Origin of the sequence: Marmoricola sp. RAF53 (genome assembly GCF_052114005.1) — a bacterium.
In the GTDB taxonomy this organism is placed as follows: Bacteria; Actinomycetota; Actinomycetes; order Propionibacteriales; family Nocardioidaceae; genus Marmoricola.
This window is the reverse complement of record NZ_JBFRDX010000009.1, coordinates 98,670-117,159: the sequence shown is the minus strand read 5'-3', so window position 1 is coordinate 117,159 and position 18,490 is coordinate 98,670. Positions and strand designations below refer to the sequence as shown.

The following is an 18,490-nucleotide window of genomic DNA, read 5'->3' as shown; positions in this document are numbered from 1 at the left end:
CGTTCAGCCGACTTCGAGCACCCGCACCTGCTGCTCTCCGTGCTCCCCGGCCTGCTCCCCGGCCTGCTGGTCGACCAGGGCGACCCGGCCGTCGGCCAGCGGCAGCGTGCGGACCTGCCAGCCCTGGAGGTCCTCGGCGAGGACCCGGGTGCCCAGGCCGCCGTCGGCCGACACGTCGAGCGCGACCAGGCGGGTCCGGCCGTCCGACGCCTGCACCGTGGTGAGCGCGGTACGCCGGTCCGGCAGCCAGGTGAAGGCGCGCGGGTCCTCGACCGCCGGCAGGCCCGTTTCCCGGCCGAAGCCCTGCCGGGAGGTGCGTACCGGGTGGTCGGGGTCGGCGATGTCGAAGACCGCGGCCTGGGCGCCCAGGTTCTCGCCGGTGGCCGTCGCATCGACGCCCAGGCCGAGGAGGAGGCCGTCGCCGAGCGGGTGCAGGTAGCCGGAGTAGCCCGGGATCTTCAGCGCCCCGAGCGTCCGCGGGCGCGCGGGGTCGGACAGGTCGACGGTGTAGAGCGGGTCCACCTGCCGGAAGGTGACCAGGACGGCGAGGTCGCCGAGCCAGCGCACCGACTGGACCTGCTCGTCGATCCCGAGGTCCGCGAGCTCCCCGACCCGGGCGAGCACGCCGTCGCGCTCGGCGAACGTGCTGATCCCGTTGGTCGTGCGGTTCCCGGTCTGCCGGGTCCACGCGGCCCGCAGGACGCCGTCCTGCTCGTCGAGGGACCAGCGGTCGCGCAGCGTGCCGGCCAGGCTGCCGGAGGCGACGTACCGGGTGGTGGTGCCGTCCAGGGCGAAGGCGTGCAGGTCGGTGACGGCGGGCCCCGTCCGCACCGGCGCCGGCCGGCGGACGTCCCCCTCGACGATCCCCGGCATGCCCGGCTGGGGGCTCGGGTCCCAGCGGGCGGAGGCGACGTACAGCCGGTCGGCGGAGGAGTAGACGACCTGTCCGTCGGCGGTGAGGGCGACGCTGCCGCGGTCCTCGACGTCGTCGGCCGGGAACGTCGTGACGGCCAGGGTGTCGGCGCCGGACCACTTCTGCGGGTGCAGCACGTCCGCGCAGTCGACCAGGGGCCGGCGCTGCCCGCCGGTCACGACGGCGGGCAGCCAGTCCTCGATCGTGGTGGCCCGGACCAGGGCCCGGTTGCGGGCCAGCGCCTCGCGAGGGGACACCGCGCGGCCCGTCCCTCCGGTCGGGAACGTCCACGTCAGGTCGGGGCGGCCGGTGTCCGTTACCAGCCGGATCGTGCCGTCGTACGCGCGGGCGGAGACGAGCCGGCCCTGGTACCGGTCGACGTGCGCGACGCGCGGTGACGCTGGGTCGCTCAGGTCGACGTCGACGAGCCGGGTGCCCGACGGGCGGTAGAGCACCATCGCCCGCGGCGCGACCAGATCGGTCGGGGAGTCGCTGTTCACACGCGGCATCGCGGCCAGGTCGCCGCCGACGACCAGGGCGTGCTCGCCGACCAGCAGCAGCTCGTCGTCCCCGGCCGCCTGGCCCGGGAGCCGGAGGCGGCCGAGCTCGCGGGGCCGGGTGCCCGTCACGTCGGTCACCACCAGGACGCCGTCCTGGGTCAGCCGGACCACCCGCCGGCCGTCGGTCTTCGCCACGTCCGGCTCGTCGACGTCGGCCTCCTGGGTGTTCGTGCCGGTGGGGCTGCTCGCCCGGGCCTCGCCGGAGGCGGCGGACGCGGGCGCGCGCTCAGCGGTGGTCGCGAGGGCGACGCCGTCGTACGCGAGGTCCATCGTGACGCTGCCGGCCCAGCCGTACGGTCCGACCTCCGCGACGCCCCGGTCCTGGTACCAGGCCAGCAGCTCGGCGCAGTCGTCGAACGCGCGCAGGCCGTCGGCGCGGGCGGCCGGTGCGAGCGGATCGAGCGCGACCACCGCGGTCGTCGTCGCGACCCCGGCGACGGCGATCCCGAGGAGGGCGGCGGCTGCGGTCAGTCCGCCGCCGAAGGCGGCCTTGGTACGGGTTCGCATGCCGATCCGACGTGGGTAGGCTTCCGGTGGTTCCGTCGCCGCGACGACCCTTCCCAGCAACCGGCCAGGAGCACCCGTGCCCACCTCCGAGCGTGACCTCGACATCGTCGTCTTCGGCGCCACCGGCTTCACCGGTGCGCTCACCGCCGAGTACCTCGCCGCCCACGCCCCCGCGGACTGCCGCTGGGCGCTGGCCGGCCGCAGCACCGCCAAGCTCGAGGAGGTGCGCGCGCGGCTCGCCCGGCTCAACCCCGCCTGCGAAGCCCTCGAGCTGCTCCACGCCGACGTCACCGACCCGGCGTCGCTCGCCGCGGTCGCGTCCCGGACGAAGGTGGTCATCACGACCGTCGGCCCCTACCTGGAGTACGGCGAGCCGCTGGTCGCCGCCTGCGCGGCGGCCGGCACCGACTACGTCGACCTCACCGGCGAGCCCGAGTTCGTCGACCGGATGTACCTCGAGCACCACGACACCGCGGTCGCCAGCGGCGCCCGGATCGTGCACGCCTGCGGGTTCGACTCCATCCCGCACGACCTCGGCGCCTACTTCACGTTGCGTCACCTGCCCGCCGGGCAGGAGACCCGGATCCGGGGTGTCGTCCGCAGCGGTGCGCAGTTCTCCGGCGGCACCTTCCACTCCGCGATGGGCGCGATGTCCCGGCAGGGTGACGCCAAGAAGGCGCTGTCGGCCCGACGGAAGAAGGAGGGGCGACCGGCAGGGCGCAACGTTCGCTGGGTCCAGGGCAAGCCGACCAAGGACCCGGTCCTCGGCTACTACCTGCTGCCGATGCCGACCATCGACCCGCTCGTCGTCACCCGGTCGGCGGCCGCGCTGGCGTCGTACGGGCCGGACTTCAGCTACAGCCACTTCGCCGGCCTGAAGACGCTGCGCTACACGATCGGCGGATCGGTGGCCGTGGGCACACTCGTCCTGGCCGCCAACATCCCGCCGGCGCGGGAGTTCCTCAAGAAGCGGATCAAGCAGGGCGAGGGGCCGTCCGAGTCACGCCGCGCGAAGTCGTGGTTCACCGTCGACTTCGTCGGCGAGGCCGGCGGCGAGACCGTCCACACCCGCGTCTCCGGCGGCGACCCCGGCTACACCGAGACCGCGAAGATGCTCGCCGAGTCCGCCCTCTGCCTCGCCTTCGACGACAACCCGCCGACCTCCGGCCAGGTCACGACCGCCACCGCGATGGGTGATCGGCTCCTCGACCGGTTGGTGGCTGCCGGGATCCGCTTCGAGGTGGTGTGAGCGCGGGCGGAATCCCAAGGGAAGGGGTGAAACTTCGCGAACAGCCTGATGTTTCGGGCTGGAAGTGACAGTTTCCCAAGGGAAGAGGTGATTCCGCGCCCCCGCTACGCGAACAGCGCCTGCCCCACGTACTCGCCCTTCCGCACCCCCGGCGGCACCGCCCAGAGCCCGGACCCCGTGTGCTGCAGGTACTCCATCAGCCCGTCCTTCGCGGAGAGCTGGTTCTGCATCGGGATGTAGTGCTTGGCCGGGTCGCGGACGAATGCGATGAAGAAGAGGCCGGCGTCGAGGCGGCCGAGGGCGTCGGTGCCGTCGGTGAAGTTGTAGCCGCGGCGCAGCAGCCGGGTGCCGTTGTTCTGCGACGGGTGCGCGAGCCGGACGTGTGCGTCCAGGGGGATCAGCGGTCCGTCGCGGCCCTCGATCTCCAGGTCGAGCTCGGTGAACTCGGTGCCGCCGGAGAGCGGGGCGCCGTGGGCGCGCTCGCGCCCGATCAGCGCCTCCTGCTCGGCGAGTGAGGTCCGGTCCCAGGGCTCGATCTGGATCTTGATCCGGCGGGCGACCAGGTAGGAGCCGCCGGCCAGCCAGGCCGCCTTCGGGTCGTCGCCGTCGGCCACCCAGACGAAGTCGTCGACCGCCTTCGCGTCCTCGCCCTTGACGTTGGCGGTGCCGTCCTTGAAGCCCATCAGGTTGCGCGGCGTGGCCTGCGTCGTCGACGTCGACGAGGTCCGGCCGAAGCCGAGCTGGTTCCAGCGCATCGCGACGGTGCCGAACCCGATCCGGGCCAGGTTGCGGATCGCGTGTACCGCCACCTGCGGGTCGTTGGCGCAGGCCTGGACGCAGAGGTCGCCGTCGCTGCGCGCCGGATCGAGGTTGTCGGCGGGGAAGTGCGGCAGCCGCTCCAGTACGGCGGGCCGCCGGTCGGCCAGCCCGAAGCGGTCCTTGCCGTCCTTCTCGAAGAGAGTCGGCCCGAACCCGAAGGTCAGCGTCAGGCCGGAGGCCGGCAGGCCGAGCGCCTCGCCGGTGTCCAGCGGCGGTGAGGCGTAGCCGGTGGTGGACGCCGCGCCGACCGGGTCGCCGGCCGTGAGCGCGACGGCGGCCGCGGTCCAGGCCTTCAGCAGCGCGACCAGCTCCTCGCGGGAGTCGGTGGTCACGTCGAAGGAGGCGAAGTGCAGCCGGTCCTGGCTGGGCGTGACGATGCCGGCCTGGTGGTCGCCGTGGAAGTCGTAGGCGAGTCCGGCCGCGGGGGCGCCCTCGGTGTTCTCGGCAGCCTGCGCGAGCTCGAAGCCGCCGATCGCCGCCGCACCCGCGATCGCGCCGGCGCCGGCGACTCCGAGGAGCCGCCGGCGCGAGACGTCGGTCGTCCGCCCGGTCACAGGGTGAGTGCCCCGGCCATCTTCGACAGCGGCTCGGAAAGCGCGTTGACGGCGTCGGAGAGTTGCTGACGCTGCTGCTCGGTCACGGTGTCGTAGAAGACGAAGCCGTCGCCCTGCTTGTACTTGTCGAGGAGCGCCTGGAGTGCGGCGAACCGGGCGGCCAGCGTCTCGGAGAGCTGCTCGTCCTTCACGTCGAGGAGCGGCTTGAGGGTCTCGTAGCCGACCTTCGCGCCGTCGACGTTGGCCTGGAAGTCCCACAGGTCGGTGTGCGACCAGATGTCCTCCTCGCCGGTGATCTTGCCGGTGGCGACCTCGTCGAGCAGGCCCTTGGACCCGTTGGCGATCTGGTCGACGGTGTACTTCAGGTCCTGGACCCGGGTGTTCAGCGTGGTGATGTTCTTCATCAGGTCGTCGGCGAAGACGGCGCGCTGGGCCGGCGTCAGGGCGGCGTACCCGGTGGCCGGCGGCCAGAGGTCCTTCTCGATCCGGTGCCAGCCGGTCCACTTCTGGCCGGGCTCGAGGTCGGCCTCGCGCAGGTCGGTCAGCGGGTCGAGGTCGCCGAAGGACTCGGCCACGGTCTCGGTGCCCTCCCAGTGCGAGCGGGCCTGCGGGAAGAGCGTGCGTGCCTTGTCGTCGTCACCGGCCTTGTAGGCGTCGACGAAAGCCTGGGTGTCGGCGACCAGCTGGCTGGTCTGGTCCTTCACGTACGACGAGTACTGGGCCAGCGCGGTGTCGATCGTGGTCTGGTCGACGCCGGTGATGGCGGTGTCCTTGCCGGAGTCGCTGACCTTGAACGCCGAGCGGATGCCCTCGCCGATCATGCCGGGCTTGCAGGCGGTGAAGTACCTGCCGGGCTGGGCGGTCAGCACCAGGTCGCGGGTCAGGCCGGGTCCGATGTTCTCGACCTCGCCGACGATCCGCAGGCCGTCCTCGCCGTACAGGTAGAACTCGGTGACCTTGTCGCCGGTGTTCTTGACCTGGAACGAGAGCGGGCCGGACTCGGCCTTGGTGGCGGACACCTCGCACTTGTCGGCGGAGGACGTGACCGTGATCTTGTTGCTGCTCGACGAGGCCTTGCTGTTGTCCTCGGTCAGGCTGCAGGCGGTCAGCGGCAGCACGAGCACGGCGCAGGCAGCAGTCAGGGTGCTGAACTTCACGGGGGACCTTTCGGGGTCGTGTCGGCGTCAGTGCCGCTCGGCGGGAACCGGCTGCGCTGCCGGCTTCGGGTCGCGGGTCCGGACGCGGAGGAGGAAGACCGTCATCGTCGGGACGACGTACAGGAGCCAGACGGCCACCTGCAGGACGGTCGGGTCGGGCTGGAAGTTGAAGATGCCCTTGAGCAGGGTGCCGAACCAGGAGTTCGGGTCGAGGGTGCCGGAGATGTCGAAGGCCTTGTTCCCGAGGCCCGGGAGGATGCGGGCCTCCTGCAGGTCGTGCACCCCGTAGGCGAGCACGCCGCCGGCGATCACGATGAGGATGGCGCCGGTCCAGCTGAAGAACTTCGACAGGTTGATCGTGAGGACGCCCTTGTAGAAGGCGTAGCCCATGGCGACGGCGGTGAGGATGCCCAGCAGGGCGCCGACCAGCGGCTTCGCGGTCGAGCCGGTGGCGTCGGTGGTCGCCTGGGTCGCGGCCCAGAGGAAGAGCGCGGTCTCCAGGCCCTCGCGGCCGACGGCGAGCGCGGCCATGACGACCAGGCTGATCCAGCTGGCGTCGGCGGCCCTGTCGACCTTTCCGCGGAGCTCGAAGGACATGCTGCGCGCGTGCCCGGCCATCCAGAAGACCATCCAGGTCACGAACCCGACGGCGATGATCGACAGCGTGCCGCCGAGGGCCTCCTGCGCCTCGAAGGTCAGCCGCTTCGGACCCCAGGTCAGCAGCGCGCCGAAACCGAGGGAGATCCCGATCGCGACGCCGATGCCGGCCCAGATCCGGGGGAGCAGGTGCCGGCGATCCGTCTTCACCAGGTAGGCGATGAGGATCACGACCACGAGCGAGGCCTCGAGGCCCTCGCGCAGTCCGATCAGGTAGTTCGCGAACACGTCGTCTCCAGAATAGTTCAGGTAAGGCTTTCCTAACTAGTAAACACCCTGGAGGCGGAGCGCGGTCAAGCGGGTGTGTCTTGGGTCATCAGACCGAGCCGACTGTTTCAGTGGCCCACGGCCATAAGCCGGAGCGGGTCTGCGCAGTCCCTAAGGCAACAGCCGTCTAGTGAAAGGACTGCGCCGTGCGCAGATCGGTCCTGCTCGCCATCGCTATCGCCACTGCCTTCGTGATCGGAGCTGCTCCGGCTGATGCTCATCGGGCGCCCGGCCCTGATGCTGCGGTGAGTGAGCTCGGAAGTGCAGCGAGAACGGCAGCGAACGTCGCTGGTACGACGACAACGGTCTCGTACGTCACGTTCATCCCGCAGAGCCGGATCGACGCCCCGGTCATCGGTAGCAAGCCGGCCTGCGACTACGGCAAGGGGTATCAATTCGGAGGGGACGGCCATTCGGCTTTCGACTGGCGGTCTCCGAGCTACCGCACCGCGCTTCACGCGACGATCAACTGGCATGACAAGAAGGTCGTCGGCAACAGGAGTGTCGAGGCTACGCGCGTGTACCGAAAGAGCTCGGGCCGGTTGGTCACGCAGAAGACCGCGACGAGTAAGTACATGACAGCGAAGGCCCTTGGTTGGGGATCGCGGGCCGGTTCGGCTTACGTGGACATCCGCATGGTGACCCAGGCGACGAACCCGTTCTGTCAGGGAATCCTCGGAGTCAAGGGTGCCATCAACGGTGCCCTGACGATCCGGTTGTACAAGAACGGATGGTGGGAGATCCGGTCGGGCTCGTATCGTCGAATGCCGAACACCTACATCTACATCTACAACCGTGGCCAGGTTTCCGACGTCGTCAAGGGGAAGTACTCATCGCCGCTCTGCTTGATCGGCATGAGCGGTGCTTGGGATTGTGAGGAGGTGAAGCTCTCCGGGTTCACCGGGGAGTTCCGCTAGGGGCCCGACAGGGGCTACCGGCGGCGCTTGAGCGCTGTCAGCCCCAAGGTGACCAGGCCGACGACGCAGAGGGCCAGCGGGACCAGGCCGAACGGGCCCCAGGCCCAGACGAGGACCGCCGCTGCGACGGAGGCAAGCGCCAGGGCGACGAGCGCGGCCATCACTGCCAGTGCCGCCGGGGCGAATCGCTGTGCCCGCGTTCGGTCAGCGGTATCGGTGGCGGTGGCTTCGACGGGTTCCATGCGCCGATCGTATGCATGCTGCGGAGGGTCCCCCGACCTCGGACGGGCTGAGTGGCGTTGTTTCTGCTGCTCGGGTCTGGCGCCCGTCGCCGGGTCGATCTGTGAGCGCTGACGCAGCGCCGTTCAGCAGCGCGACGTGGGTGCTCCAGGCCGGAGTCGAACTGGCGACCCTTCGCCATCAGGCGCGGCGCGGTGCTGCTCGCATGTGCAGCAGTGACGGGGGAGTCGAAAGGGTGCCCCAGGCCAGAGTCGAACTGGCGACCTTTCGCTTAGGAGGCGGCTGCTCTATCCACTGAGCTACTGGGGCGGTGGATCGGAATAGTAGTCGGGTGTGCCGGTCGGGTTCTCCTCGGAGGCCGCCCGGGCGGCGGCGAGCTCCCAGGGCAGGGTGAAGAGCAGCGCCCACACCGCCAGCAGGACGGCCATCGCGCCGAGCACGTACCAGGGCCACGGGCCGAAGAGGTCGAGGAGGCTGCCCGAGGCCGGCTTGCGGATCAGGTAGCCGTAATTGGTGTCCATCACCTTGTTGAAGGTGAACGCCACCACGGCCCAGGCGAGCACCGCGACGACGGTCGTCCGGTAGAGCCGCCACGTCGGCCTGATGCCGAGTCCCCAGACCAGGTAGACCGCCGCCCAGACCACGAAGATGTGCCGGATCCAGAAGCCGAACCAGCGCGGGTCCGGGAAGGTCTGCCCCAGCGAGGGGGTGAGCACGGCCATCAGGGTCAGGGAGAGCCCGACGTAGTAGGTGAAGGCGGCGGTCTTCTTCCCTCGGGTCCAGAGCGCGTAGATCGCCGTGTAGTCGGCGAGGTCGGAGAGCTGCAGGGGCCAGGAGCTCCGCACGTCCCGCACGTCGGGGGTGAGGTGGTAGATCTGCATCCCGACGACCACGATTAGGCTCGCGACGGCGAGGCTGCGCCGGATCACGATTTCGCGTTCCGTGTCGCGGTGGCTGCGTCCCCACACGACCGCGACGATCACGCCGGCCGCGGTGAGTGCGAGCAGCGCGTAGTGCTGGCCGGAGAAGGCCTGGAACCGTTCCTCGGCGACCAGGGTGGTCACCCGGTCATGATGCCCTAGCGCGGCAGCCGCGGGATGGTGGCGAGGTAGCGCAGGTAGCGCAGCCAGACGCCACGACCGCGGACGGCGACGATGGCCTCGTCGTGGCCCAAGGACTCGTTGGCCCAGTTGTCGGAGCCGGTGAGGACGACCCACTTGCGGTGGTGGCGCACGGCGTACGTCGCGACCAGCAGCTTGTTGTGGATGTGCTTGCCGCCGGGCAGGACGCCGTTGCGCAGGGTCACCTTCCCCCGCCGCAGGATCCGGACGACCTCGGCGGACACGTGCGGGCCGATGATCGCCTCGACCTGTGCGCCGCCCTTCCGCTTGGCGGCGAGCGCGCGGGCGATTGCAGCGCCGCGGGCGTTCCACCACGAGTACTGGGCCACCGTGATCCGGGCCCCGCGGGCGGGCATCGCGGCGAGCTGCTGCAGGACCGGGTCCTTCGCCCGGGTCCACCCGCGCATCGGGAAGAACCAGGCGGCCCCGGAGGCGAAGGTGCCGGTCCGGTACGGCTGGGCCAGGTCCTTCATCCGTGCCTGGGCGTTGAAGACGCGGTCGAACAGGTCGTAGACGTCCTTGCGGTTCGCCCACATCATCATGTCGCTGAACTCGTCCTCGTTGCCCGGGTTGGACAGGTTGGTCGAGCCGACCATGGTCACCCAGCTGGCCGCGCCGGTCTGGCTGAACCGCCACGTCTTCTGGTGCACGTTGCCGCCGGCGACCCGGGTGGAGCCGTGGGCGAACCGGACGAACGACGGGTCGCGCGGGTCGGCGTTGAGCGCCTCGGCGAGCTGGTTCGCGGGCGCCCAGCGGGTCGAGCGGGCGTCGATGATCGCCTGGACGACGACGCCGCGGTCGTGCGCGGCGATCAGGTCGTCGGTGATCCGCTGGAGCGCGTAGGTGTAGGTCACCAGCCGGATCAGCGAGCCCGCGGGCGCGTTGGCGATGTTGCGCTGGAGCGTGCTCACGATCGCGTACTGCTGGTCCGTGGTCCCCAGCGGGTTGTTGAACAGCGGAGTGGAGACCGGGCTCCAGCCGGGTGTCGGCGGGGTCACGTCAGCCTGCGCCGGCGCCCCCGGGCTGAGCCCCGGGAGGAGCGCGGCGACCAGCGCCAGCGCCGTGACGACCAGGGCTGCCCGAGTATTGCGATCCGGCGTCTTCATCGCTTCCCGAGTGTGCCAGACCGGTGCGTTGATTTGGGACTGGCTGGGCCGACCGGTCACAATGGGAGGTCAGTGGTAAGAACGCGGGCACGACCCGTGAGGATCAGGGGTCGACGTGTCAGACGCAGCAGCGCGCCATCGGGGCCGCACGCCGCGCTCCCGTCGCGTCGCGAAGTGGACGCTGATCGTCCTCACCGTCCTGGTGATGGTGCTCTCGCTGGCGTTCGTGATCGTGTACCGCCAGCTCCAGGGCAACATCGACTCTGTCGCGGGCCCCACCGGCCCGCGTCCCACCCGTGTGGTCAACGGCCCGCTCAACGTCCTGGTGATGGGCTCCGACACGCGTGACGGGGCGAACGGCAAGGGCATCGGCGGCGACACCCCGGGTCTCTCCGACACCACGATGCTTCTCCACCTCTCCGCGAACCGCGACTTCGCGTACGGCGTCAGCCTGCCGCGCGACGCGATGGTGCAGCGGCCGGCGTGCCCGAAGAAGAACGGCAACGGCACCGACCCGGGCGGCCTGACCCAGTTCAACGCGGCGTACGCGATCGGCGGCCCCGCCTGCACCGTGAAGACCGTCGAGTCGCTCACCGGAGTCCGGATCGACCACTTCGTGGTGGTCGACTTCGTCGGCTTCAAGAGCATGGTCAACGCCATCGGCGGCGTGCAGATCTGCGTGCCCGAGGAGGTCAACGACACCGTCGGGCACATCAAGCTCCCGGCCGGCACCTACAAGGTCACCGGCCAGCAGGCGCTCGACTACGTCCGGGTCCGGCACGACCTCGGCGCCCCGACGGGGGACATCGGCCGGATGAAGCGCCAGCAGGCGTTCATCTCGGCGATGATCAAGAAGGTCGTCTCTGCCGGCACCCTGACCAACCCGATCAAGCTGGTGAAGTTCCTCGACGCGGCCACGGGTTCGCTCAGCACCGATCCCGGCTTCGCCGACCTGAAGAAGCTCGGCTCGCTGGGCAAGTCGCTCAAGGACATCGGCCTCGACAAGATCCAGTTCGTCACCGTGCCGTGGCAGCCGTACCCGCCGGACGTGAACCGGGTCGAGTGGGCGCCGGATGCGAACCGGCTGTGGTACCTGATCAAGAACGACAAGCGCCTCGGCCCGAAGTTCAACGGGGACGCGGTCTCCCCGGACGAGCCCGGGATCACTCCGACGGGCTCGGCTTCCGGCGCCCCGTCCGGTACGCCGAGCGCGACGGCCGGCGCGAGCGGGAAGCCCGCGGGGACGACCACCAGCCCGAGCCCGACGCCGAGCAAGACCCAGGCGCAGAAGGATGCGGACGCCGAAGCCGCCGGCCTCTGCACCTGACCCGCCGCGCCTGACCACCGCGGGGTCCGGACGAACCGGTACATACCGGCTCCACGGCGTGGGACGCCTGTTGTTGTGCGTTATCCGTCCGTTATGCAAGATGGGTGGGTGAAGGTAGTAGTCACCGGGGGAACCGGCGTCATCGGACGCAGCGCCGTACGCGCGCTCGTCGCCGCCGGGCACGAGGTCGACGTCGTCTGCCGCTCCCACACCAACACCGCGACGGTGCTGGGCCTCGGGGCGCAGCCGCGGGGCGGAGACCTGTTCGACACCGCGGGGCTCACCCGGCTGTACGCCGAGGCGGACGCCGTCGTCAACCTGGCCACCGCGGTCCCGATCGGCTACCAGTCCGCGCTCCCGCACGCCTGGCGCCGACACGACGAGCTGCGTACCCGCGGCGTCGCGAACGTCGTCGCGGCGGCCCGAGCCGCCGGGGTGCGCCGGGTCGTCCAGGAGAGCGTCAGCTTCCTGTACGCCGACGCCGGGGACGCCTGGATCACCGAGGACGACTCCGTCGAGATCACCTCGGTCACCGAGCCGGTCGCCGTCGGGGAGTCGCACGTGCAGGACTACGCCGGCGGGTTCCGCAGCGGCGTCGTGCTGCGCTTCGGCTCGATCATCGGCGACGACCCGCAGACCCGGTTCTGGCTCAAGGCCGCCGGCTCCGGCCGCCCGGTCGGGATCGGCCGGCCGGACCAGTGGAGCCACCTGATCCACACCGACGACCTCGGCTCGGCCGTGCTCGCCGCGCTCAGCGCGCCGAGCGGCGTCTACAACGTCGGCGCCGCGCCGGTGCTCCGCGGCGAGCTCGTCGAGGGCTACGCCAAGGCGGCCGGGGCGCCCGGTGGCGCCTTCCTCGGGCCGGTGCTCCGCAGGCTCGCCGGTGCCCGGATCGAGCCCCTGTCCCGCTCGTTGCGGGTCAGCTCGGAGCGGTTCTCCGCCCGGACCGGCTGGAGGCCGTCGCGCCCCACGTTCGACGCGGACTGGCTGGACGCCGCAGACCGCGCCTACGCCGGATGAGCGACGAGCTCACCCCGGCCGAGCGGGCCGCCCGCCGTCGCCGGCTCGCCGAGGTCTTCGGGGACGTGCTGCCCGAGCAGACCTCCGACGACGCCGCGGACCGTTCCGAGGAGCGCGGCGCCAGCGGCGAGGCGGCCAAGGAGGAATGGCTCAAGCGCCAGGTCCCTCCCCATCACGGGTGACTGGTCAGACTTGCCTCTGGGTCGCCAGCAGGTCGCGGATCTCCTCGAGGAGCGCGATGTCGGCCGGCTTGCCCTCGGCCTCGGCCGGGAAGAACTTCTCCTTGGCCTTGACGTAAGGAAGCACCACGAAGAAGTAGACGACCGCGGCCATGATCAGGAACGCGATCAAGGCGTTCATGAACGCGCCGAAGCTGTTCTTGTGGTTGGTGAAGACGCTCGAGGCGCCCTTGGGCAGCTGCGCGGTGAGCCACTGGGTGAAGGTGGTGACCACGGCGCCGAACGAGGTGCCGATGATGACCGCGACGGCCAGGTCGACCAGGTTGCCGCGGAGGATGAAGTTCTTGAAACCGGTCATCGGATCTCCTGAGTAGATGCGCGAGGGGAGGACGGTAGTTACGGAACCGGCCCCAACGCTAGCGTCTCCAGATCGCGGTGAGGAAGCCGGTGCCCGGTGCCGCGGCCAGTCCGTCGACCTCCTCGGCAGCCACCGCGAAGACGACGAGGCGCCCGGCCTCCGTCGACCCGATCGCGTCCTCGGACCCTCCCCGTACGACGGTCAGCACGGCCGCGTCCCGCGCCACCCGGCGGGCGGGCGCGACCCCGCGCGGGTCGGTCGCGAGCAGGTCCACCCGGTCACCTGATCGGAGCAGGGACACCAGCGCGGTGTCCGGGATCCGCACGGCGACAGCCTCGCGGCCCGGGTAGCCGTGCAGCCGCCCGGGCCCGAGGAGCTTCCGTTCCGAGATCGGTTCGCCGCGCCCGAGCGGTGTCACCAGGGTGCGACCGACGACGGCGGACAGGTCCGTGGCCGTGCCGGCCGGAACGCTGCCGACGGCGTACCCGGTGCGGTGGAAGTCGGCGGCGCGCAGCACCGCCCCGCTGGGGACGTCGCGGACCGCCGTCCACACCGCCGTCGTGCGCGGCGGGGGTGCGGCGACCAGCCGGAAGCCGAGGAGGGTGGCAGTGGCGACGCAGAGCGCGGCGAGCCCGCGGCGGTGCAGCAGCACGCGCCGGCGGGCGCCGCGCAGCACCGGGACGACCGGGGTGAGGGACAGGAGCATCGCCCCACGCTAGGCAGGACCGCGGGCCGCGTGACGGCGGCGATCCACAGGCTCAGGCGCCCAGGGTCAGGCGCTGGCGGTGCTCGGCGCGCTGGTGCTGGTCGAGCTGCCCGAGTCCGAGGAGGACGAGGAGGTCGCCGAGGGCGCCGGGGCCGAGGCGCCGGCCGGCGACGTCGAGGACGTCGAGCCGCGGCTGTCGTTGCGGTAGAAGCCGGAGCCCTTGAAGACCACGCCGACGGCGTTGAACACCTTGCGCAGCTTGCCCTCGCACTCGGGGCAGACGGTCAGCGAGTCGTCGCTGAAGCTCTGCACGGCCTCGAAGAAGTGGCCGCAGTCGGTGCAGGAGTACTGGTAGGTGGGCACGTGCTTACCTCGGAGTGGGCGGGGGAGTGGCTGGCACTCGACGGTGTCGACTGCCAATCCTACGGCACAATGGCAACCGTGATCGACGAGACCGCCCCCGTCGCGGACGACACGGCCGGGGACGGCGCGGCCGACGAGGAGTACCCGCGCACCCCGTTCCGCGAGTGGCCGGCCGCCGGACGCTGGGTGGTCTGGGGCGCGATCGGCCTCGTCGTGGTGCTGCTGGCCACCTACGCGGGCGCCGCGGCCGTCGTACGCCGCTCCTTCCCGCGCACCGACGCCACCATCGGGCTCACCCGTCTCGTCGAGCGCGCCGACATCCGCCGCGACACGCACGGAGTGCCGTACGTGAGCGCCCCCGACGCCCGCGACCTCTTCCTGGCCCAGGGCTACGCGCAGGCGCAGGACCAGTTCTTCGCGATGGACGTGGCCCGGCACCGGGCGGCCGGACGCCTCGCCGAGCTGCTCGGTCGCTCGGCGGTGCCGTCCGACCTGACGGCGCGCACGCTGGGCTGGCAGCGCCTGGCCGAGGCGGAGTACCCGATGCTCGCGCCGACCACGCAGAGCTACCTGCGGGCGTTCAGCGCCGGGGTGAACGCCTACCTCGCCGCCCACACCCCGTCGCGGCTGGCGCTGCAGTACACCGTGCTCGAGCTCGGCGGGCTCAACTACAAGCCGGAGCGCTGGGAGCCGGTGGACTCGCTGGCGATCCTGCAGGCGCAGGCCGGGTGGCGCGACGACGTGGCGACCGAGGTGGAGCGGGCCCGGCTCGCGGTCGACCGGACCCCCGCCCAGGTCGACGAGCTCTACCCGGCGGCGACGTCGCGCCTCACCGGGGCCGACGCCTTCGCCGTGGCCGGCAGCCGGACCGCTTCCGGGCGGCCGCTGCTGGCCGACGCCCCGGCGGTCCGTCCGTCGGCCCCGAGCCCGTGGATCCAGGTCGGACTCCGCTGCACCCGGGTCACCCCGGTCTGCCCGTTCTCCGTCTCGGGAGCGACCTGGGCGGGGGTTCCCGGCGTGGTCGCCGGGCACAACGGCGGCGCCGCCTGGGGCCTCGCCGCCGGCGACTCCGACGTCGCGGACCTGTTCCTGGAGAAGGTGCAGGGCGACGAGTACCTGCGCGGCCGGCAGTGGCTGCCGCTGGCCCGGCGTGACGAGGTGATCCGGATCGCCGGCGAGCCGTCGCGGAAGTTCACCGTCCGCGCGACCGAGGCCGGACCGCTGCTCTCCGACGTGTCCGGCGAGGTCTCCAGCGTCGGCGCGAACGCGCCCGTGCCCGCCGGCGCGCCCGAGCGCGGCAACGGGTACGCGGTCGCGCTCGCCGCCACCGCGCTCGCGCCGGCGCGCAGCGCGGACGCGCTCTTCGCGCTGGACGCCGCCGCGGACACCGACGGCGTTCTGCGGGCGGCCGCGTCGTTCGCGCTGCCCGGCCACGACCTGGTGGTCGCCGACGACGGCGACCGGATCGGCCGGGTCGCGCTCGGCCCGCTGCCGCGCCGGGCGACCGGCGCCGACGGCGCCGACGCCGAACCGGCGTGGGTCCGCGGCAACCGGTGGTTCGGCACCCTCACCGAGCTGCCGACCACCCGCGACCCGGTGGGCGGCACGATCGGGGGCAACGACCGGGTCCGCACGCTGCTCGCCGTGCCCCCCACCGGCGGCTGGACGGCCGAGTCCCTGGCGCGGGTCCAGGCCGACACCCGCAACCCGCTCGCCCCGGACCTGGTGCCGCTGCTGCTCCGGGTGCTGCTGCCCTCGCGCTACTACGCGGACGGGCAGCGGCTCCTCGCCGGCTGGGACTACAGCCAGCCCGCCGGCTCCGCCGCGGCCGCCTACTTCAACGTGGTCTGGAGCAACCTGCTCCGGCTGACCTTCCACGACCAGCTGCGGCCCTCGCTGTGGCCCGACGGCGGCGCCCGCTGGATGGTCGTGGTGCGCAAGCTCCTCGCCGAGCCGAACAGTCCCTGGTGGGACGACGTCGACACTGCGGGGATCGTCGAGGACCGGGACACGATCCTCGGCGAGGCGATGCGCGACGCGCGCGACGAGCTGACCCGGACGGTCGCCCGGGACACCACCGGGTGGGCGTGGGGCGACCTGCTCCGGGTCCACCTGCGCGACGGGCCGCTGCGGCCGCGCGACCTCGGGCCGCTGAACCGGATCTTCGACCGCGGCCCGTCGCCGGTCGGCGGCGGCCCGGCCACGATCGCGGGGACCGAGCCCGACCTCGCCCTCGGGTACGACGTCGTCCGTGCGCCCGGACTCCGGTTCGTCGCCGACCTGGGGGACCGGGACGCGTCCCGGTGGGTCGGCATGGCCGGCGCCTCCGGCCACGCATTCGCCGACCACCACGTCGACCAGAGCCCGGTCTGGCGCGCCGGGGAGAGCCTGGCCTGGCCGTTCACCCCGGTCGCGGTGCGACGGTCCGGCGACGACGTGGTCCGGCTGCGGCGCGCCGACTGACCCTCAGAACCGGATCAGGCGCTCCTCGGTGACCGCGGCGGTCACCGGGCGGTCGTGCGGCGCCGCCGGGACCGCGTCCAGGACCTCGACGTCGTTGAGCACGACGCAGGTGAAGGTGCCGACCGGCACCCGGCCCAGCGCCCGGTCGTAGGAGCCGCCGCCGCGCCCCATCCGCAGCCCGGTGCGGTCGACGGCCAGCCCCGGCACGACGACGGCGTCCGCGGTCGCGATCGCTTCCGGCCCGAGCGGCCGTCCGGCCGGCTCCAGCAGGCCGCGGCTCGCCCGCACGAGCGAGTCCGGCCCGGCGTACGGTGCCCAGTCGAGGTCGTTGTCGGGTAGCAGCAGCGGGAGCACCACCCGCTTGCCGGCGGCGAGCAGCCCGTCGAGCAGCAGCCCGGTCCCCGGCTCCCGGCCGACCGACACGTAGGCGGCCACGGTGGCGGCCCGGCGTACCTCCTCGGCGGCGAGCAGACGCGCTGTGATCGCCTCCGCGCGGACCGCGATCTCGGCGAGCGGAAGCCGCCCGCGGGCGGTCACGAGCTGGTCGCGGAGGGCCAACTTCGCAGCCTCGGTGTGGTTCATGACGAGGACAACCCTACGATCGGAGGTATGAAGGATGCTGGAAGCGGTCCGGGCCTCAAGCAGGCCCGCGAGAAGATGACCGCTGCGGGTGTCGACCCGCTGGCGATCGAGGTGTTCGCGCACTACTACCGGCAGCTCGAACGTGGTGAGACCGGGATGATCCCGGAGAGCACCATCGACCCGCTGGACATGCCGTCGATCGACGACGTCGAGGTCGACCCCGGCGCCGCGCTGCAAGCACTGCGCGAGACCGCGGTGATCAAGCTGAACGGGGGCCTCGGCACCTCGATGGGGATGGAGCGCGCGAAGTCGCTTCTCTGCGTGCGCCGCGGGCTCTCCTTCCTCGACATCATCGCCCGGCAGGTGCTGCACCTGCGCGCGGAGCACGACGTCCCGCTGCCGCTGATCTTCATGAACAGCTTCCGCACGAGCGCCGACACCCTCGCCGCGCTCGCCCGGTACGCCGACCTGCCCGTCGACGGCATCCCGCTGGAGTTCCTGCAGAACAAGGAGCCGAAGCTCCTCGAGAAGAACCTGACCCCGGTCGGCTGGCCGAAGGACCCGTCCCTGGAGTGGTGCCCGCCGGGCCACGGCGACATCTACACCGCGATGACGGCGTCCGGCCTGCTCGACACCCTCGCCGCCGCCGGTTACAAGCGGCTGTTCATCTCGAACTCCGACAACCTGGCCGCGGTCCCCGACCTGAAGCTCGCCGGCTGGTTCGCGACCTCGGGCTCGCCGTTCGCGATCGAGGCCGTACGCCGGACGCCGTCGGACCGGAAGGGCGGGCACTTCGCCTACCGCAAGTCCGACCGTCGGATCGTCCTGCGGGAGACCGCGCAGACGTTGCCCGCGGACAGCGCCGCCCTGGCCGACCTCGACCGGCACAAGTTCACCTCGACCAACAACATCTGGATCGACCTCGAGGCGCTGCGCACGGCGCTGGCGAGCCGGGACGGGATCCTCGGCCTGCCGCTGATCCGCAACGTCAAGAACGTCGACCCGGGCGACGCGTCGACGCCGAAGGTCGTGCAGATCGAGACCGCGATGGGGGCGGCGATCGAGATCTTCGACGGCGCCGCCACCATCGAGGTCGGGCGGGACCGGTACATCCCGGTGAAGACGACCAACGACCTGCTGGTGCTGCGCTCCGACGTCTACGACATCGGCCCGGACTTCGTGCTCGACCAGGCCGCCGACCTCGTCCCGTTCGTCGACCTCGACGGCGTCTACAAGCTGGTGGGCGACTTCGACAAGCGGTTCAAGGCGGGGGCGCCGTCGCTGCGCAAGGCGACTTCGCTGGTCGTCAACGGCGACTGGGACTTCGGCGAGAACGTGACCGTCGTCGGGGACGCGACCCTCGACGGCTCGCGTGGCCGGGTCGAAGCCGGGAGCGTGCTCGGCTCCTGAGGTGTGAGGGGTGAC

At 71.8% G+C, this 18,490-nt stretch carries 18 protein-coding genes and 1 tRNA gene; 7 read left to right on the top strand and 12 right to left on the bottom strand.

What is annotated here, in order from left to right:
• Positions 1-3: 3 nt before the first annotated feature.
• A complete protein-coding gene (locus AB4Y76_RS10635; RefSeq protein ID WP_441924958.1) occupies positions 4-1,980 on the bottom strand; it encodes a beta-propeller domain-containing protein in 1,977 nt (658 codons plus the stop codon).
• A 76-nt stretch (positions 1,981-2,056) separates the two neighbouring features.
• Here AB4Y76_RS10635 and AB4Y76_RS10630 point away from each other — a divergent pair, with 76 nt between their 5' ends.
• Entirely contained in the window at positions 2,057-3,229 is a 1,173-nt protein-coding gene (locus AB4Y76_RS10630; protein WP_441924956.1) for a saccharopine dehydrogenase family protein, read from the top strand.
• 104 nt (positions 3,230-3,333) lie between these two features.
• Here the strand turns inward: AB4Y76_RS10630 and efeB are convergent, their stop codons facing one another.
• The 3 genes from efeB to efeU are packed head-to-tail and all read right to left on the bottom strand — an operon-like array spanning position 3,334 to position 6,644.
• A complete protein-coding gene (efeB, locus tag AB4Y76_RS10625; protein WP_441924954.1) occupies positions 3,334-4,602 on the bottom strand; it encodes an iron uptake transporter deferrochelatase/peroxidase subunit in 1,269 nt (422 codons plus the stop codon).
• Entirely contained in the window at positions 4,599-5,759 is a 1,161-nt protein-coding gene (efeO, locus tag AB4Y76_RS10620; RefSeq protein WP_441924952.1) for an iron uptake system protein EfeO, read from the bottom strand. The genes efeB and efeO overlap by 4 nt, the downstream gene beginning before the upstream one ends.
• Positions 5,760-5,786: 27 nt before the next feature.
• Positions 5,787-6,644, bottom strand: coding sequence for an iron uptake transporter permease EfeU (gene efeU / locus AB4Y76_RS10615; RefSeq protein WP_441924950.1), 858 nt, complete (start codon positions 6,642-6,644; stop codon positions 5,787-5,789).
• 185 nt (positions 6,645-6,829) lie between these two features.
• On the opposite strand from efeU, the gene AB4Y76_RS10610 reads away from it, so the two are divergent.
• The gene (locus AB4Y76_RS10610) at positions 6,830-7,600 is read left to right on the top strand and encodes a hypothetical protein (RefSeq protein ID WP_441924948.1); all 771 of its coding nucleotides are present in this window, start codon (positions 6,830-6,832) and stop codon (positions 7,598-7,600) included.
• 14 nt (positions 7,601-7,614) lie between these two features.
• On the opposite strand, the gene AB4Y76_RS10605 is transcribed toward AB4Y76_RS10610, so the two are convergent.
• The 4 genes from AB4Y76_RS10605 to AB4Y76_RS10590 form a co-directional block, all read right to left on the bottom strand.
• The gene (locus AB4Y76_RS10605; RefSeq protein ID WP_441924946.1) at positions 7,615-7,842 is read right to left on the bottom strand and encodes a hypothetical protein; all 228 of its coding nucleotides are present in this window, start codon (positions 7,840-7,842) and stop codon (positions 7,615-7,617) included.
• 234 nt (positions 7,843-8,076) lie between these two features.
• Positions 8,077-8,149: transfer RNA gene (locus AB4Y76_RS10600), tRNA-Arg, on the bottom strand.
• The gene (locus AB4Y76_RS10595) at positions 8,140-8,904 is read right to left on the bottom strand and encodes a YwaF family protein (protein WP_441924944.1); all 765 of its coding nucleotides are present in this window, start codon (positions 8,902-8,904) and stop codon (positions 8,140-8,142) included. Before AB4Y76_RS10595 ends, AB4Y76_RS10600 begins: the two co-directional genes overlap by 10 nt.
• A 14-nt stretch (positions 8,905-8,918) precedes the next feature.
• The gene (locus AB4Y76_RS10590) at positions 8,919-10,067 is read right to left on the bottom strand and encodes a phospholipase D-like domain-containing protein (RefSeq protein WP_441924942.1); all 1,149 of its coding nucleotides are present in this window, start codon (positions 10,065-10,067) and stop codon (positions 8,919-8,921) included.
• A 115-nt stretch (positions 10,068-10,182) separates the two neighbouring features.
• Between AB4Y76_RS10590 and AB4Y76_RS10585 the strand changes: the two genes are divergently transcribed.
• The 3 genes from AB4Y76_RS10585 (at position 10,183) to AB4Y76_RS10575 (ending at position 12,596) form a co-directional block, all read left to right on the top strand.
• A complete protein-coding gene (locus AB4Y76_RS10585; RefSeq protein WP_441924940.1) occupies positions 10,183-11,394 on the top strand; it encodes an LCP family protein in 1,212 nt (403 codons plus the stop codon).
• A gap of 108 nt (positions 11,395-11,502) precedes the next feature.
• Complete coding sequence (locus AB4Y76_RS10580) at positions 11,503-12,414, top strand: NAD-dependent epimerase/dehydratase family protein (RefSeq protein WP_441924938.1); 912 nt, start codon at positions 11,503-11,505, stop codon at positions 12,412-12,414.
• Positions 12,411-12,596 carry a hypothetical protein gene (locus AB4Y76_RS10575; protein ID WP_441924936.1) on the top strand — a complete coding sequence of 62 codons (186 nt, stop codon included), beginning with the start codon at positions 12,411-12,413 and terminating at the stop codon, positions 12,594-12,596. The genes AB4Y76_RS10580 and AB4Y76_RS10575 overlap by 4 nt, the downstream gene beginning before the upstream one ends.
• Before the next feature lie 4 nt (positions 12,597-12,600).
• Here AB4Y76_RS10575 and AB4Y76_RS10570 read toward each other — a convergent pair whose 3' ends face one another.
• The 3 genes from AB4Y76_RS10570 to AB4Y76_RS10560 form a co-directional block, all read right to left on the bottom strand.
• On the bottom strand, positions 12,601-12,951 hold the full coding sequence (locus AB4Y76_RS10570; RefSeq protein ID WP_441924934.1) for an MscL family protein: 351 nt from the start codon (positions 12,949-12,951) through the stop codon (positions 12,601-12,603).
• A gap of 58 nt (positions 12,952-13,009) precedes the next feature.
• Positions 13,010-13,657 carry a Flp pilus assembly protein CpaB gene (gene cpaB, locus AB4Y76_RS10565; protein WP_441924932.1) on the bottom strand — a complete coding sequence of 216 codons (648 nt, stop codon included), beginning with the start codon at positions 13,655-13,657 and terminating at the stop codon, positions 13,010-13,012.
• 66 nt (positions 13,658-13,723) lie between these two features.
• A complete protein-coding gene (locus AB4Y76_RS10560) occupies positions 13,724-14,020 on the bottom strand; it encodes an FmdB family zinc ribbon protein (RefSeq protein WP_441924930.1) in 297 nt (98 codons plus the stop codon).
• Positions 14,021-14,098: 78 nt separating this feature from the next.
• On the opposite strand from AB4Y76_RS10560, the gene AB4Y76_RS10555 reads away from it, so the two are divergent.
• A complete protein-coding gene (locus AB4Y76_RS10555; RefSeq protein ID WP_441924928.1) occupies positions 14,099-16,483 on the top strand; it encodes a penicillin acylase family protein in 2,385 nt (794 codons plus the stop codon).
• A gap of 3 nt (positions 16,484-16,486) precedes the next feature.
• Here AB4Y76_RS10555 and AB4Y76_RS10550 read toward each other — a convergent pair whose 3' ends face one another.
• On the bottom strand, positions 16,487-17,065 hold the full coding sequence (locus tag AB4Y76_RS10550) for a 5-formyltetrahydrofolate cyclo-ligase (protein ID WP_441924926.1): 579 nt from the start codon (positions 17,063-17,065) through the stop codon (positions 16,487-16,489).
• Positions 17,066-17,092: 27 nt separating this feature from the next.
• Between AB4Y76_RS10550 and AB4Y76_RS10545 the strand changes: the two genes are divergently transcribed.
• A complete protein-coding gene (locus AB4Y76_RS10545) occupies positions 17,093-18,475 on the top strand; it encodes a UTP--glucose-1-phosphate uridylyltransferase (RefSeq protein ID WP_441924924.1) in 1,383 nt (460 codons plus the stop codon).
• Positions 18,476-18,490 lie beyond the last annotated feature (15 nt).

Coding starts and splice junctions, on each gene's coding strand:
- AB4Y76_RS10635 (WP_441924958.1), bottom strand. CDS start 1,980: ATGCGAACCCGTACCAAGGCCGCCTTCGGCGGCGGACTGACCGCAGCC.
- AB4Y76_RS10605 (WP_441924946.1), bottom strand. CDS start 7,842: ATGGAACCCGTCGAAGCCACCGCCACCGATACCGCTGACCGAACGCGG.
- AB4Y76_RS10590 (WP_441924942.1), bottom strand. CDS start 10,067: ATGAAGACGCCGGATCGCAATACTCGGGCAGCCCTGGTCGTCACGGCG.
- AB4Y76_RS10575 (WP_441924936.1), top strand. CDS start 12,411: ATGAGCGACGAGCTCACCCCGGCCGAGCGGGCCGCCCGCCGTCGCCGG.
- AB4Y76_RS10570 (WP_441924934.1), bottom strand. CDS start 12,951: ATGACCGGTTTCAAGAACTTCATCCTCCGCGGCAACCTGGTCGACCTG.
- cpaB (WP_441924932.1), bottom strand. CDS start 13,657: ATGCTCCTGTCCCTCACCCCGGTCGTCCCGGTGCTGCGCGGCGCCCGC.
- AB4Y76_RS10550 (WP_441924926.1), bottom strand. CDS start 17,065: ATGAACCACACCGAGGCTGCGAAGTTGGCCCTCCGCGACCAGCTCGTG.
- AB4Y76_RS10545 (WP_441924924.1), top strand. CDS start 17,093: ATGAAGGATGCTGGAAGCGGTCCGGGCCTCAAGCAGGCCCGCGAGAAG.